Origin of the sequence: Pseudomonas baltica (assembly GCF_014235765.1) — a bacterium.
GTDB lineage: Bacteria > Pseudomonadota > Gammaproteobacteria > Pseudomonadales > Pseudomonadaceae > Aquipseudomonas > Aquipseudomonas baltica.
On the sequence record NZ_JACMYH010000001.1, the window covers coordinates 1,109,998 to 1,124,471 of the forward strand.

Consider the following 14,474-nt stretch of genomic DNA (forward strand, 5'->3'; position numbering starts at 1 on the left):
CCATGCTCGGTGAGCAACTGACAGGTTTCTTCGACCTCGCCTACCCCCTGCTCAGCGCCTTCGGCATGGCCGTGGCCCGCGCCCTGGGCATGATCATCATCACCCCGGCGTTCAATCGGCTGGGCCTGACCGGCATGATCCGCAGCGCGGTCGCGGTGGTGGTGTCGATTCCGATTGCCCCGGACATCTTCATCGCCCTGGCAGGCGAGCAGGCGCCGTCGACCCTGATGTTGATGGCGCTGCTGATCAAGGAAATGGTGATCGGCGTGGTCATCGGGTTGATCTTCGGTATCCCTTTCTGGGCCGCCGAAGTCGCTGGCGAGCTGATCGACCTGCAACGTGGCTCGACCATGGCGCAGCTGCTCGATCCGCTGAGCTCGGGCGAATCGAGCGTCACCTCGACCCTGCTGAGCATCACTTTGATCACGCTGTTCTTCATGTCCGGCGGGTTCACCCTGATGCTCGACGGGCTGTACCGCAGCTACCAGTTGTGGCCGGCACTGGCGGCGGCGCCGGCACTGGGCGAGAACAGTGTCATGGAGATCGTGGGCGTGCTGGACAAGGTCATGCAGACCGGCGTGCTGATGATCGCCCCGGTGGTGATCGCCATCCTCACCGCCGACCTGCTGCTGGCCTACCTGGCACGCATGGCGCCGCAGTTGCACGTGTTCGACCTGTCGCTGTCGGTGAAGAACCTGCTGTTCTCGTTCCTGATGGTCGTCTATGTCAGCTTCATGATTCCCTACATGCTCAGCCAGCTGGGCGCGATGCGCGGCTGGTTCGACGTGGTCGAGTCGACGGTGCAGGCCGGCCTGCAGACAGGTGCGCCGTGAGCGAGCAACCCAGCGAAGAGAAGTCACTGCCCGCCTCGCAGAAAAAACTGCGCGATGCGCGCAACAAAGGCCAACTGCCGAAGAGCCAGGACATGGTTACCGCCATGGTCATCCTGACCTGCAGCCTGTACCTGATCAGCGTCGCCGAAGGCCTGCAGCAACGTTGCATGGCCTTCGTCGAGCTGGTTGCCCAGGTCTGGAGCGAACCGTTCGCCAGCCTCTGGCCGCGGGTGCAGAGCACTGCGGTGGACCTGCTGCTGAGCGTCACCTTGCCGCTGCTGGCGGTGACGGTGGTGACCGTGGTGCTGAGCAACCTGGTGACCATGGGCGGCCCGGTGTTCAGCGCCGACCCGATCAAGCCCGAGTTCGAGCGCATCAGCCCGGTCGCGGGGTTCAAGCGCATTTTTTCGCTGCGCAGCCTCATCGAGTTGCTCAAGGGGCTGTTCAAGCTCGGCGCGTTGACCGTCGCCTTCGTCCTGGTATATCGCGCCGGCATGCAGAGCCTGATGCAGTCCTCTGGCTGCGGCGCCGAATGCGTACGAGCCTCGTTTCTGCAGATGTTCCAGCCGCTGCTAGCCACCCTGATCATCGCCTTCCTGTTGGTGGGCGGGCTGGACGTGCTCATGCAGCGGTGGCTGTTCGGCCGGGAGATGCGCATGACCAAGAGCGACCGCAAGCGCGAGACCAAGGACAGCGACGGCGACCCACTGATCCGCCAGGCACGCCAGCGCCAGCGCAAGCAGATGCATGCGCTGGCCACCAAGCGCGGTCTGCACAACGCCACGCTGGTGATCGGCGAAGCGGGCCAATGGGCGGTGGGCCTGCGCTACATCCGCGGCGAGACACCGGTGCCGGTGATCGTCAGCAGGGCCGATGGGCAGGAATCGGCGGCGATGCTGGAACAGGCACGCGCGCTGGGCATCGCCCATGCCGTGAACGCACCGCTGGCACGCCGCATTGCCGTGCGTGCGGCCGGCGACGCGGTACCGGATGCCACGTTCCAGGAAGTGGCCGACATTCTGGTCGGTGCACGGCTGATCTAGGCGGTGACCCAAAAGTTAAACACTCGGGCTGTACGGTGGACATTCGGCGGCTGTCTCGCTGTCGCGCCGCGCTCATTCACCTCACAAGGAAGCAAGCCGATGACCGATACCCTTCAGCCTGCCACGTCGACCGATCCGGTCGCACCGCAAACCAGTCCCGAGCTGACCTTCGATGCCTTGATCGCGATCGCCAAGAGCATCGCCCAGCAGCAGCCCAAGCCCCTGCCCATCGAGAACCCCGCAACCCGGGAGATGATCGAGCTGCAGGAAAAACTGCACGACGCCAGCGTGCTGCGCACTGAAGAGGCGCCGAGCCTGGATCAGGTACGCACCATCGAACGTGACCCCAGCAACCCGGACGTGCTGATGGTGTACAAGCATGACGACAGCGTGGTGGTGGTTACCCGCGAGTTGACTCCAGAGGCGTTCGATACCCTGGACGACATGGGCAAGACCCTGGACGGCATCAAGACCAGCGAAGACGAAGGTTACCAGCAGGTCAAGGACAACCCGTTCACCGACGCCGACATCGACGGCGCGACCATCGGGGTCAAGGACGAGGTCGGTCCGGGCCTGGTTCGCGCCGAGGTGTTCGATGCCGACGGCGGCAGTCGCAAGGTCATCGTTTCCAAGGAGAGCAATCCGCAGCTGTATGAACGCTTCGTGGCCGTGGATGAAGGCCGCCGCAACGACGACGGCAAGATAGACGATGCGCGCAAGGAAGCCGACCTGCCGGCCATGAGCGAACTGGATGCGGGCAATCTGGAGACCGGCACGGTCGACCCCAACGATGCGAACCGCAAGCTCACCGTCAGTGAGCAGACCTGGCAGAACCTGATCGCGCAATGGAAAACCGGCGTGGAGGACGGCAGCATCGGCAAGGATGACGACCGCGCCAAACTCTACACGGCGTTGCGCGCGCAGGCCGCCAGTGACGGCGGGCTGGACATGGTGGTGCTGGACATGTCCATGGGCCAGAGTACCGCCAAGGTCAGCGGCGACGATCTGTCGTCGATCATCGACCGGGTCAAGGTCGACGAACGCACGGCCGAACTGTTCGGCGCCGAAAGCGTGCAGAAGGATTTCCAGGCGCAGCAGGCCAAGTCCCTCGACGCCCTGCCGGACAAGACTGCGGTGCGTGAAAAGCTTGAAAGCATGGCGTTCTCCGAAGACTACTCGCGCTACATCGCTGACCTGAAGAACAGCGGCAAGGAAGGCCTGGCCGAAGCCGACATCAGCAAGACCTACGCCGCCCTGGCCGCCTTCGATCCAGAAAAGGCCGCACAGTTTTCCCAGCACATGATGATCGACGCGACCACCATGGACCTGGACAAGCTGCTGGCCGATCCGTCGGGAATCAACGACCAGAACACGGCGCTGGCCACCCAGGATACGATCAAGACGCTGCTGACGGCCTTGAAGAAAGGCGGCGTGGACATCCCTCGACGTACCGTGGAAACCGAACGTTTCGTCCAGGAATTTCTCGGCAACAAGCAAACCGCCAAAACCTTCGCCAGTGCCTTGAAGGAACTGGGTGCCACGTTCAGCCAGAACGGCACGGTGACCCAGACCGATATCGAGAAGGTCATGGGCAAGGACGTCTACAAGACCCTCGGCGAAGGCGCCCATGGCAGCATGCTGCGCACCCTGAGCGAGCTCAACGGCAACGGCGTGCTGGGATCGGCCGGCGGACTGATCTCGCTGGCCTCGGGTATCTACCAGCTGGTCGGCAAGGGCGGCAGCCTGGCCGATACCCCGGAAGAGCGGCTAGCCATCGCCAAGGACATGGTCAGTGTGCTCGGCGCCGGCCAGCACTTCGTCAATCTGGGTTCTAATATCGTCGACAGCGTGCGTGGCACTCAGGTCAACCAGATGCTGGGCCTGGACAAGTCGCTGCCGCAGATCTTCGGCAAGGACCAGCCCCAGGGCGGCGGGCGGCCGTTCAGTGTGGTGGAAGGCGACCTGAAGAAGCTGTTCGAGGACTTCAATGCAGCCGTCGATGCAGCGCCGATCGACGACAAGAAGAAGCTGGCGGAAAAGCTCAACCTTTCCGAAGACAACATGAAGACCTTGACCGAGGGCTTCCGCGACGGCTTCGCCAAGAATCCCGGGCTCAATGGCAGCACGCCCAGCACCCGCGCGGTTTCCGCGTTCCTGCGGATCATGGACGCCGGCGCCAATACCTTCACCGGTGTGGCCGATCTGGTGCTGGGCGGCCTGAAGATCAAGAGCGGGCTCAACAGCAACGACCAGACGGTCGTCGCACAGGGCGCGATCACCGTGGCCGCCGGGGCCTTCAACGTAGCCGGCGGGGGTGCGCAGATGGCCGCGCTGGTGGGTTCCAACGTGGCCAGGGCGTTGACCGGGCCACTGTTGTGGGCCGGTGCTGCCCTTACCCTGGCGCTGACGCCGTTCCTGATCGTCGAAGACATCAAGCACAACAACCGCATGGATGACCACCGCGATGACCTGCAAGGGTTGTTTGCCGACCTGTCCGAGCAGGGCTTGCTGACCGAAGACGGCGACAAGCGCTTCGAATTCCTCGACACCTACATGTACAACTACGGCCAGCGCGACGCGCCCGACGATAAAAGCATCTTCGAGTATCGCGACGGTGAGTACGAGTTCTACGCCGAGGAAGGTCATCTGCCGGAAGAAGGCTTCGACGACGTCAAGCATGACGACTACAAGGGCGACGGCGAAAACCTTGACACCCGCCTGGACCGCGTAGGCTGATCGCGCACCGACCGCCCCTGCGCAACCCGTAGGAGCGGTCACCGGCCGCGAAAGCCGTTATGCGGTATGCCTGATGCACCGCAGCACCCCCTTCGCGGCCACGGACCGCTCCTACGTTCGATCGCGTCCCCACTGTAGGAGCGGTCACCGGCCGCGAATGCCGTGACGCGGTATGCCTGATGCAACGCGGTGCGCCTTTCGCGGCCACGGACCGCTCCTACGTTCGATCGCGCCCCACTGTAGGAGCGGTCATCGGCCGCGAAAGCCGTGACGCGGTATGCCTGATGCAACGCGGTGCGCCTTTCGCGGCCACGGACCGCTCCTACGTTCGAGCACGGTCCGTTTTTCTCCAGGCGAACCCCTGAGCGGGATGCTTTTTCGTTGTTGTCTGGGTAACGAACGACGATGCTGCGGTGCTGCTCAGCCAAGTCCCGGCGGCAGCGGATGAAGGTCTGCGTTACGCCCCGCCTTCGCCACCTGCCCCGGCATTTCATGCCCCAGCAGCGCTGGCAAGGTGCGAGAAAGGTCGAGCAGACGGGGCAGATCGATGCCGGTGGGAATGCCCATCTCCTCACACAGGTTCACCAGATCTTCGGTGCAGATGTTGCCCGAGGCGCCCGGCGCGAACGGGCATCCGCCCAACCCCCCGAGCGACGCATCGAAGCGCCGCGCACCGGCTTCGTAGGCAGCCAGGACGTTGCTCAATCCCAGCCCGCGGGTATTGTGGAAATGCAGGGTCAGCGCTTCGGCGGGCAACTGTTCCAGCACCCGCCGGACCAATGCGTAGACCTGGCGCGGGTTGGCCATGCCCGTGGTGTCGGCCAGGGTCACGCCCTGCATGCCGAGCCGCTGATAGGCATCGACCAGGTCCATCACCACGCGTTCATCGATGGCGCCTTCGAACGGGCAGCCGAAGGTCGTGGCGATAGTGCCATTGAGGCTGACCGACGTACCGCGGGCCAGCTCGAGCACTTCGGTGAAGCCTGCCAGGGATTGTTCACGGGTCATGCGCATGTTGGCGCGGTTGTGGCTCTGGCTGGCCGACAACACCAGGTTGAGTTCATCCGCCTTGGCGACGAGCGCGCGCTGCGCCCCCTTGAGATTGGGGATCAGCGCCACGTAGGTCACACCCGGCTGGCGGGCGATGCCATGGAACACCTGTTCGCCATCGCGCAGGGCTGGAATGGCCTTGGGCGAAACGAAGGAACCGGCCTCGATGCGGCTGAAGCCCGCCAGCGAAAGCTGGTCGATCAAGGCAATCTTGTCTGCGGTGGCAACCCAGATCGGCTCGATCTGCAGACCATCACGGGGCGCCACTTCCTGAACGACGAGACGTTGCGAGTAGTCGTTTATCACTGCACGATCCCCTCATCCTTCAGGCGCTGGATAGCGCTCTCGCTCAGGCCCAGCTCGGTCAGCACGGCCTGGGTATGCTGCCCCAGGCTGGGCCCCTGCCAATTGACCACACCCGGCGTGGCGGAGAGCTTGGGCACGATGCCGGGCATTTTCGTTGCCACGCCACCGGGCAGCTGCGCATCGAGAATCATGCCGCGGGCCTGATAATGCGGGTCGGCGACGATATCAGCGACCGAGTAGATACGCCCGGCAGGCACCTCGGCGCTTTCCAGTGCCTGCAACACATCCTCGATAGGGCGCTGGGCGCTCCAGGCGCTGATGGCGCCATCGAGCAGGTCGCTCTGCGCAGCTCGGCCATCGTTGTGAGCGAACGCCGGGTCATCGCCCAGATCGGCTCGACCGATGGCGTTCATCAGGCGCTTGAAAATGGGATCGCTGTTGCCCGCGATCACCACATAACCGCCATCGGCAGTGGGATAGGTATTGGACGGGGCGATACCGGGCAAAGCGCCGCCGCTGCGCTCGCGCACATGGCCGAGCATGGCGTACTCGGGCACCAGGCTTTCCATCACGTTGAAGACGCTTTCGGCCAGGGAGACATCGACCACCTGACCGTCACCCTGACCGGTCTTGACCCGCAGCAACGACATCAGCGCGCCCATCACCGCATGCATGGACGCCAGCGAATCACCCAGGCTGACCCCCACCCGTGCCGGCGGTGAGTCCGGGTGGCCGGTGGTGTAGCGAATGCCGCCCATGGCCTCGCCGATCGCGCCGAAACCTGGCCGGTCGCGGTAAGGGCCGGACTGGCCATAGCCGGAGATGCGCACCAGCGTCAGCTTGGGGTTCAGCGCATGCAAGACGTCCCAGCCCAGGCCGAGTTTCTCCAGGGCGCCGGGACGTAGGTTCTCGATCAGTACGTCGGCGCTTTCGGCCAGTTGCTTGACGATCTCGATGCCTTCGGCAGACTTGAGGTTCAGCGCCAGAGATTTCTTGTTGCGCGATTGCAGGTACCACCACAACGAAGTGCCTTCGTGGAGTTTTCGCCACTTGCGAAGGGGGTCGCCCTGCCCCAGGGTTTCGATCTTGATCACCTCGGCACCGAACTCGCCCATCATGCGCGCAGCGAACGGCGCAGCGATGAGGGTTCCGATCTCGATGACACGGATTCCGCTAAGAGCAGTCATGGGGCAGCCTCGATGTCTGTTGAAAAAAGGATGATCTGCGACGCGGCGCAGGAGACATGGCGCGCCACTCAGTCCTGATTGACGCCCTCGGTCAGTTGCTGGTCCTCGCCGAGGAAACCGCCGCTCTGGTGCTGCCACAGCCGTGCATAGATACCGTTTTTCGCCAGCAGCTGGGCATGGGTGCCCTGTTCGAGAATGCGCCCCTGGTCCATGACGATGAGCCGGTCCATGGCGGCGATGGTCGACAGGCGGTGGGCAATGGCGATCACGGTCTTGCCCTGCATCATGTGATCGAGGCTTTCCTGGATGGCCACTTCGACTTCCGAGTCCAGCGCGCTGGTGGCCTCGTCGAGCAACAGGATCGGCGCGTTCTTGAGCATCACCCGTGCAATCGCCACGCGTTGGCGCTGGCCGCCGGACAGTTTGATGCCCCGCTCGCCTACCAAGGTGTCGTAGCCACTGTGGCCCTGGCGGTCGCTCAGCTGGCTGATGAACTCATCGGCCTGGGCGCTGGCGGCCGCACTGCGCACCTGCTCGTCGGTGGCATCGGGACGCCCATAGGCGATGTTGTCGCGAATGGAGCGGTGCAGCAGCGAGGTGTCCTGGGTCACCATGCCGATGGCGCTGCGCAGGCTGTCCTGGGTTACATGGGCGATGTTCTGCCCATCGATGCGGATCTCGCCACTGTCGACATCGTAAAAACGCAGCAGCAGGTTGATCAGCGTCGATTTGCCCGCACCCGAGCGCCCGACCAGGCCGATCTTCTCGCCCGGGCGGATGTCCAGGCTCAAACCGTCGAGCACCTGGCGTTCGCCGTTGTAGTTGAAGCTCACGTTGTCGAACGTCACCGCCCCGCCGGAAGTCGTCAGAGCACCTGCGTCGGGCGCGTCCTGCACCTTCGCCCCACGGGTCAGCGTGCCCATGCCATCCTGCAGCGTGCCGATGTTTTCGAACAACGAGGTCATCTGCCACATGATCCAGTGCGACATGCCGTTGATACGCAGCGCCATGGCAGTGATCGCCGCGACGGCGCCGGTCCCGATCTCGCCCAGGTGCCACAGCCACAGCGCGTAGCCACCGGCCGCCATCAGCAGGCCGACCACCAGCGCCTGGTTGACGATCTCGAACTGGCTGACCAGACGCATCTGGCGGAAGCCGGTGTTCTTGAAGTCTTCCATGGCCGCACGGGCGAAGTGCGCCTCGCGGTTGGAGTGAGAGAACAGCTTGACCGTGGCGATGTTGGTGTAGGCATCGGAAATGCGTCCGGTCATCGACGAACGGGCGTGGGCCTGCTCTTGCCCGACCTTGCCCAGGCGTGGCACGAAATACAGCATGGCCAGGCCGAACAGCACCAGCCAGGCCACGAACGGCAGCATCAGCTTGGGTGCGAAACCACCGGCCAGAGCGATGATGGCGATGAAATACACGCCGATGCCCGGCAGGATCTCGATCAGGGTGAACAGCACGTCGCGCACGGCCAGGGCGGTCTGCATCACCTTGGTGGTGACCCGCCCGGAAAATTCGTCGGAGAAGAACGACAGGCTTTGCCGCAGCATCAGCCGGTGGAAGTCCCAACGCAGCCTGAGCGGCAGGTTGATCGCCAGAATCTGGTGCTGGACCATGGTGCGCAAGGCGACCAGGGCGATGCTGCCCACCATCACCAGGCCCATGCCCCACAACACGCGGCTTTCCTGGGCAGCGGCATCGCCGCCCTGCTGCCAGGTGGTGAGCAGGTCGACGACCTGGCCAAGAAAGGAAAACAGCCAGGCTTCATAGACCGACACCGCAGCGCTGAGCACCGCAAATGCCAGGATATAGCCGCGCGCACCGCGCGTGCAGGCCCAGAGAAAACGGGCCAGGCCATCGGGTGGCGGCGGTACTTCATCGGGTGGGAAAGGGTCGAGCCTTCGTTCGAATGCACGAAGCATGGGGGTCTCCATCGGAATCAAGTGGCGCAGATTCTGCCACTTAATGGCGCACTCGTGGGTCGCGATGGGCGGCTTTGCGAAGAACGGTGCATTCGGCAAGCGCGCGCGGGGTGCAATCCACTAGCTCGCCAGGGCCTTCAATCCCCAGAGCACGGCCATTCCGACGGCCAGGGTCAGCACCGTGCTCTTGAACTTCCAGGCGACCACCGCGGCTGCGATCGCCGCCGGAATCTGCGGATTGTCCAGCACCGGTGCACCCTGTCCGTTCGGGTAGATCACCGCCGGCAGCACCAGCGCGGCGAGGACGCTGGCTGGCACGTAGCGCAAGGCGCGACTGAGCAGCTCGGGCATGCGCCAGCGGCCGTGCAGCTCGACGAAGCACAGACGCATGGCGAAGGTTCCCACGCCTACGGCAACGAACAGCGCCCACAGGCCCAGGTCGCTCACGAGGCTCGCTCCTCGGGGTCGGCGCCAGCGCGCGAGGCGACCCGGTCGCGCCAGGTTTCGATGGCGAGGCCCGCAGCGATGCCACCCACCGCAGCGATGACCAGTCCAAGGTTGTAAGGCAGGTTCACCGCCAGCACGGCGAGCACCCCGCCTACCACGGCCGCGCCCAAGGTCGCCGGGCTGCGGATGCCAGGCACCAGCAGCGCCAGGAAGGACAAGGGTATGGCGAAGCTCAACGACCAGCTCTGCGGGATGCTCGCGCCCAGGTACACGCCTGCCAGTACCGACACCTGCCACGCCAGCCACATGCCCACTGCGGTGCCAGCGTAGTAATGGTGAGCATGGCGGCCCAGTTCGCCGCTGTCGAACTTCAGCGTGCACAGCGCGTAGGCCTGGTCCGACAGCAAATAGCACAGCGGCCAGGTCCAGCGGCGTGGCAAACCGTGAAAATGCGGCGCCAGCGACGCGCTGTACATGATGAAGCGCAGGTTGATGATCAGTGCCGTAGCGACGATCGCCACGGGCAGGACACCGACGTGCAGCAGCTGCAACGCGACCATCTGCGCTGAACCCGAGTAGAAGAGCAACGTCATGCCGATACTGGTGCCCGGCGACAGACCCAGTTCGACCGCCATCACCCCAGTGACCAGGCCGAACGGAATCACCCCAGGGGTCAACGGCAGCAGTGCACGGATGCCCTGGATGAACGCTTGGCTTGCACTCGGGAAAGGCATTCAGGTTCCTCGGCTGGGTGTGATCTCTGGCCTCAGCAAGACACTTCGCTTGCGGCCTCTGCGACGGCAGCGGCACCGCCTTCGTGCTCGATCCACTCGATCAGTCGTTCGCTGGCCATCGGCGGAGCAATGAAGTAACCCTGCCCCTCGTCGCAACCCCAGCCTTTCACTGCGTCGAAACTGGCCTGGTTCTCGATGCCTTCGGCCACCACCTTGTAGCCCAGACGCTGCGCCAGATCAATGAGTGTGGTGACCAGGCGACGATCCTTTTCCTGGCTTTCGATGTCCTTGAGCAGCGAACGGTCGAGCTTTACCGAGGTGGCAGGCAGTTCGCGCAGGTAGGTCCAGTTACTGTAGCCGGTGCCGAAGTCATCGATGGATATCTCGATGCCCAGCGCACGCAGGCGTGTCAGCTGGTTCCGGCATTCGGCCGGGTTCTTGATCAACGCGCCTTCGGTGAACTCGATCTCCAGGGTCGCAGCCTCGACGCCATAGCGTTCCAGGGTCTGGATCAGCCGGTCGGTGAAAGCCGGCCCCTCCAGATCGCAAGGGCTGATATTGATCGCGACCTTGAAGTCGTAGCCTGCATCCCGCCAATGCCGGGTCTGCTTGATGGCGGCCTCGACCACCCAGACGCTCAGCAGCCGGATCAGGTCGGTCTTCTCCGCCAGCGGGATGAATTCGTCCGGTCCTATCGGCCCCAAAGTCGGGTGGGTCCAACGCAACAGCGCCTCGACCGCGCAGCAGCGTCCGCTGGCGAAGTCGATGCGTGGCTGGAACACCAGGCCCAGTTGCTCGGACTCCTCCAGGGCGTACGACAATGAACTGAGCAGCACGAAGGCACGCTGCTGGGCGATGTCCAGTTCGGCCTGGTACCTGGCCCAGCCGATGCCGCGGTCACGCGCGTAATCGGCGGCACTGACCACCAGACGCACCCAGTCACGGTCGTTGATCGTGTGGCAGTCCAGCTCCAGCGCACCCATGCCGATCTGCGTGCGAATCGGGATCCCGTCATGCTCGACCGGCGTGGAGAAGGCCGTGGAAAACCTCGCGTACAAGGTCGCCAGGCATTCGTCACGCGGCTTGATGAATGCGAAACGGGTGAGACCGATCCGGTACAGCACGCAGTCGTGGCCGATCAAGCCCGCCACCCGACGGCTGATTTCGCTGACCAGACGCTGGGAAAACGAATAGCCCAGCGCCTTGACGATATCGTTGACGAAACTGGGCGAGAGGAAATCGACCGCGACCAGCAACGGCTCTTCCCTAGCGCTCAGATGCCGATGGATGTCGTCTTCCAGGCGAATACGGTTCATCAGGCGGGTCGGCCGGTCGATGAACGAGTCGGCGCGCAGGTCGTGCAGCCTGTGCACCACCAACTGTGCCAGGTGCCGCAGGCTTTCCCGCTGGCCGGCTGACATCGGCGCACGCGGTCGCTTGTCGATGACGCACAGACTGCCCAGGGCGTGACCGTCATCGGTCAGCAGCGGCACCCCGGCGTAGTAGCGTATGCCCGGCGGTCCGGTAACCAGCACGTTGTGTCGAAACCGGGGGTCGTGGTGGGTGTCCGGCACTTCGAAGAAGTCGTCGACCAGAATGGTGTGACCGCAGAAGGACACATCCCGCGGCGTGGATGAAACGGTGATGCCGACTTTCGCCCGAAACCACTGCTGCTGTTCTTCGAGAATGGAAATGAGCGCTATCGGCGTGCCGAAGACTTCAGCGGCCAGCGCCACGATCCGATCCAGCACATCGTCGTCGACCGCGTCGCGGTAGCAGAGCTCGGCTACGCGGGCAACGCGCTCGCGCTCGTTGGCCGGGAAAGGTGGAGCGAAATGGGTCATCACGGTATTCATTGCCCGATGGTCAGTCGCAAAGGGAGTCACTCAAGACAAGGCTGCATCGTTGTATCGGCAGCCTTGCCAGGAACTGTATACAGCTTTGCTCCGAGTGCACCACTGCCCTTCGTCTGCCTAGACAACCCCGAAGAAAGCCACCTTCTGCGAAAGGCGGTCCGCCAGGCGCGCAAGCTCGGTGCTGGCGGTCGCGACCTGCTGCGAGCCGGTCGACGACTGCACCGTCGAGCCATGGATGCGCGTGATGTTCTGCGAGACGTCGTCGGCGACCGCGCTCTGCTGCACGGACGCGCTGGCGATCTGCGCGTTCATCAGGTTGATCGCACCCACCTGCTCGCTGATCTTGGCCAGGGCCTCCTGCGCACTGCGCGTCTGGGTGACGGTCTGCCCCACCAGTTCGCAGCTGTTGCGCATGGTCTGCGCAGCCGCCTCGGTGCCCGATTGCAAGGTGCTGATCATCTCGCGGATTTCTTCGGTCGACTGCTGGGTGCGATTGGCCAGCGAGCGCACTTCGTCGGCGACCACGGCAAAGCCACGGCCGTGCTCGCCGGCGCGGGCGGCCTCGATGGCGGCATTGAGCGCCAGCAGGTTGGTCTGCGCGGCAATCGAGTTGATCACGTCGATGACCGATTCGATCTTTTCGCTGTGGCGCGACACCTGGTCGACGGTGTCGGTGGTCTGCTCCAAGGTGAGCGCCAACTGCTCGATGGCCTGCGTGGTGCTGGCCACCAGCCGATTGCCGCTTTCCACTTCGATATCCGCCAGGCGCGACGCATCCGCAGCCTGGGCAGCGTACCCGGACACTTCGCCCACGGTCGCCGCCATCTGCGTGATGGCGGTGGCCACCTGTTCGGCCTCACGGGTCTGCAGGCGAATATGCGCGTCGTTGGCGGTGGAGGTCGCCGACAGCTGCGCCGAAGAGTGAGTGACTTCCCGCGCCGCCGTACGCACCTGCTCGATGGTCTCGCGCAAATGGCCCAAGGCGGTTTGCAATACCCCCATCACGCTACCGGGGTAATCGGTCACGATGGTCTGGTTCAGGTTGCCTGCGGCGAGTTGCTCGATTGCCAGGGCCACTTCGGCCGGCTCGGCGCCCAGCGTCGACTTGACGAAGCGGATGATCACGATCGACAGCACGATGCTCAGCAGCAGCGCGATACCGGTGGCCACCAGCATCAGCGTGCTGAACTGGCTGGCGGTAGCCTGCACATCACCCAGCTTGGCCTTGATCGCGGCTTCCTCGTAGTCGATCAGTGCGTTGATGCGCTTGAGCCATTCGCTGTAGTCATCCGAAGTCTGGCGCAGCAGCAAAGCCTGGGCACCTTGCACATCACCGCCCCGCCGCAGCTCGATGAGCGTGCGGGTCGATTCCAGGGTCTGCCGCTCGATGCCCTTGATGGCCGCAAGCAACTGACGCTCCTCCCCTGTTACGCCAGCGCTCTGGAACAGCTGCTCCATCGGCGCGGCGGAATCGACATAGTCTTTTTCCAGCGAGGCCACCTGCGCCAGGTGTTTTTCCAGGTCGCGATCGTTGTCCACCAGCACCGCGTCACGAATGGCGATGGCGCGGTTGTGCACGCTGCCGCGAAAATTGATGGCGTAACGCTGGATCTTTGCCGCGTTCTCGCTCACGTCGCTCAACGTGGAATCGATGAACGCAACACGCTGGATGCCGATGGCGGTGATCATTACCAACAAGGCGAGAATGGCCGCAAAGCTCAGGGCTATGCGCGTGGCCAGAGACAAAGGTTTTTTCATGGCAGGCTCGAAAGTTCGCCCGATGAGGACGGAAAAGGCGCGCGATCCGAAGGTGCAGTCGCGCCGAAGCGGCGGACGTTACGGCGCTGCTGGCAAGGAAGCCAATTGGCATTTCGCGGAGCAATGATAGCTAAACGCTATCAAACTAATCCCGCTGTGGGTTGTAGCATTCGGTTGACACGCAAAACGATTGGCGGCTCGCTGTTGGCCATCGTCACAGCGATCCTGACCCTGGCCGCAAGCGAGTTCAGCATCGTCTATGGCTTCGTCGCCATGGGCCTGTTCGGCGCGGCCTACATCATGTCCTCGGGTGCGTACCTGATCCAGGGCACTGCACTGCTGCCGGATCGACCCGACCTGGGCCTGGGTTTTCCGTTCCTCTGTCTGGCTCTCGGGCAGACGGCCGGCGCGCCGTTGTTCGGTGCAGCCATGGGCGCCATGGGTGTCACCGCTGCCCTTTTCGCCTTTGCCCTGCCTGCCTTTCTGGCGATATTTCTCAGGCCCAAAACGCGCTAGCAGAATCTTCATAAGATTGCGCTGTGGAGCCCGGAACTTACGCCCGATCCGCCCACTCAGTTCTGTACCTGCCTGCCCTC

Annotated in this window: 11 protein-coding genes and 1 pseudogene; 4 read left to right on the forward strand and 8 right to left on the reverse strand. The window is 63.8% G+C overall.

The features are described 5' to 3' along the window. Window positions 1–2: 2 nt before the first annotated feature. From sctT to H7993_RS04890, 3 genes are all read left to right on the forward strand, one after another. Window positions 3–833 (forward strand): type III secretion system export apparatus subunit SctT, encoded by an 831-nt coding sequence (gene sctT, locus H7993_RS04880; RefSeq protein ID WP_185793648.1) that lies wholly within the window; start codon window positions 3–5, stop codon window positions 831–833. Further along, window positions 830–1,876 carry an EscU/YscU/HrcU family type III secretion system export apparatus switch protein gene (locus H7993_RS04885; protein ID WP_185793649.1) on the forward strand — a complete coding sequence of 349 codons (1,047 nt, stop codon included), beginning with the start codon at window positions 830–832 and terminating at the stop codon, window positions 1,874–1,876. The genes sctT and H7993_RS04885 overlap by 4 nt, the downstream gene beginning before the upstream one ends. A 99-nt stretch (window positions 1,877–1,975) precedes the next feature. Continuing rightward, window positions 1,976–4,612 carry a hypothetical protein gene (locus H7993_RS04890; protein ID WP_185793650.1) on the forward strand — a complete coding sequence of 879 codons (2,637 nt, stop codon included), beginning with the start codon at window positions 1,976–1,978 and terminating at the stop codon, window positions 4,610–4,612. Window positions 4,613–5,032: 420 nt separating this feature from the next. Here the strand turns inward: H7993_RS04890 and H7993_RS04895 are convergent, their stop codons facing one another. The 8 genes and pseudogenes from H7993_RS04895 to H7993_RS20885 form a co-directional block, all read right to left on the reverse strand. Continuing rightward, window positions 5,033–5,968 carry a hydroxymethylglutaryl-CoA lyase gene (locus H7993_RS04895; protein WP_185793651.1) on the reverse strand — a complete coding sequence of 312 codons (936 nt, stop codon included), beginning with the start codon at window positions 5,966–5,968 and terminating at the stop codon, window positions 5,033–5,035. Beyond that, a complete protein-coding gene (locus H7993_RS04900) occupies window positions 5,965–7,155 on the reverse strand; it encodes a CaiB/BaiF CoA transferase family protein (protein WP_185793652.1) in 1,191 nt (396 codons plus the stop codon). The genes H7993_RS04895 and H7993_RS04900 overlap by 4 nt, the downstream gene beginning before the upstream one ends. 68 nt (window positions 7,156–7,223) lie before the next feature. Next, window positions 7,224–9,083 carry an ABC transporter ATP-binding protein gene (locus H7993_RS04905; protein WP_122478667.1) on the reverse strand — a complete coding sequence of 620 codons (1,860 nt, stop codon included), beginning with the start codon at window positions 9,081–9,083 and terminating at the stop codon, window positions 7,224–7,226. Between the two features lie 120 nt (window positions 9,084–9,203). Further along, window positions 9,204–9,530, reverse strand: a complete 327-nt coding sequence (locus H7993_RS04910; RefSeq protein ID WP_185793653.1) for an AzlD domain-containing protein — start codon at window positions 9,528–9,530, stop codon at window positions 9,204–9,206. Next, window positions 9,527–10,264: an AzlC family ABC transporter permease gene (locus tag H7993_RS04915; protein ID WP_185793654.1), complete on the reverse strand. Its 738-nt coding sequence runs from the start codon at window positions 10,262–10,264 to the stop codon at window positions 9,527–9,529. The genes H7993_RS04910 and H7993_RS04915 overlap by 4 nt, the downstream gene beginning before the upstream one ends. Window positions 10,265–10,296: 32 nt before the next feature. Beyond that, the gene (locus tag H7993_RS04920; protein ID WP_185793655.1) at window positions 10,297–12,108 is read right to left on the reverse strand and encodes a putative bifunctional diguanylate cyclase/phosphodiesterase; all 1,812 of its coding nucleotides are present in this window, start codon (window positions 12,106–12,108) and stop codon (window positions 10,297–10,299) included. A gap of 129 nt (window positions 12,109–12,237) precedes the next feature. Continuing rightward, complete coding sequence (locus H7993_RS20880; protein ID WP_425311989.1) at window positions 12,238–13,296, reverse strand: methyl-accepting chemotaxis protein; 1,059 nt, start codon at window positions 13,294–13,296, stop codon at window positions 12,238–12,240. Between the two features lie 72 nt (window positions 13,297–13,368). Then, window positions 13,369–13,878, reverse strand: a pseudogene (locus H7993_RS20885) (MCP four helix bundle domain-containing protein); the annotation flags it as partial. A gap of 174 nt (window positions 13,879–14,052) precedes the next feature. Here H7993_RS20885 and H7993_RS04930 point away from each other — a divergent pair. Beyond that, window positions 14,053–14,394: a hypothetical protein gene (locus H7993_RS04930; RefSeq protein WP_185793657.1), complete on the forward strand. Its 342-nt coding sequence runs from the start codon at window positions 14,053–14,055 to the stop codon at window positions 14,392–14,394. Window positions 14,395–14,474 lie beyond the last annotated feature (80 nt).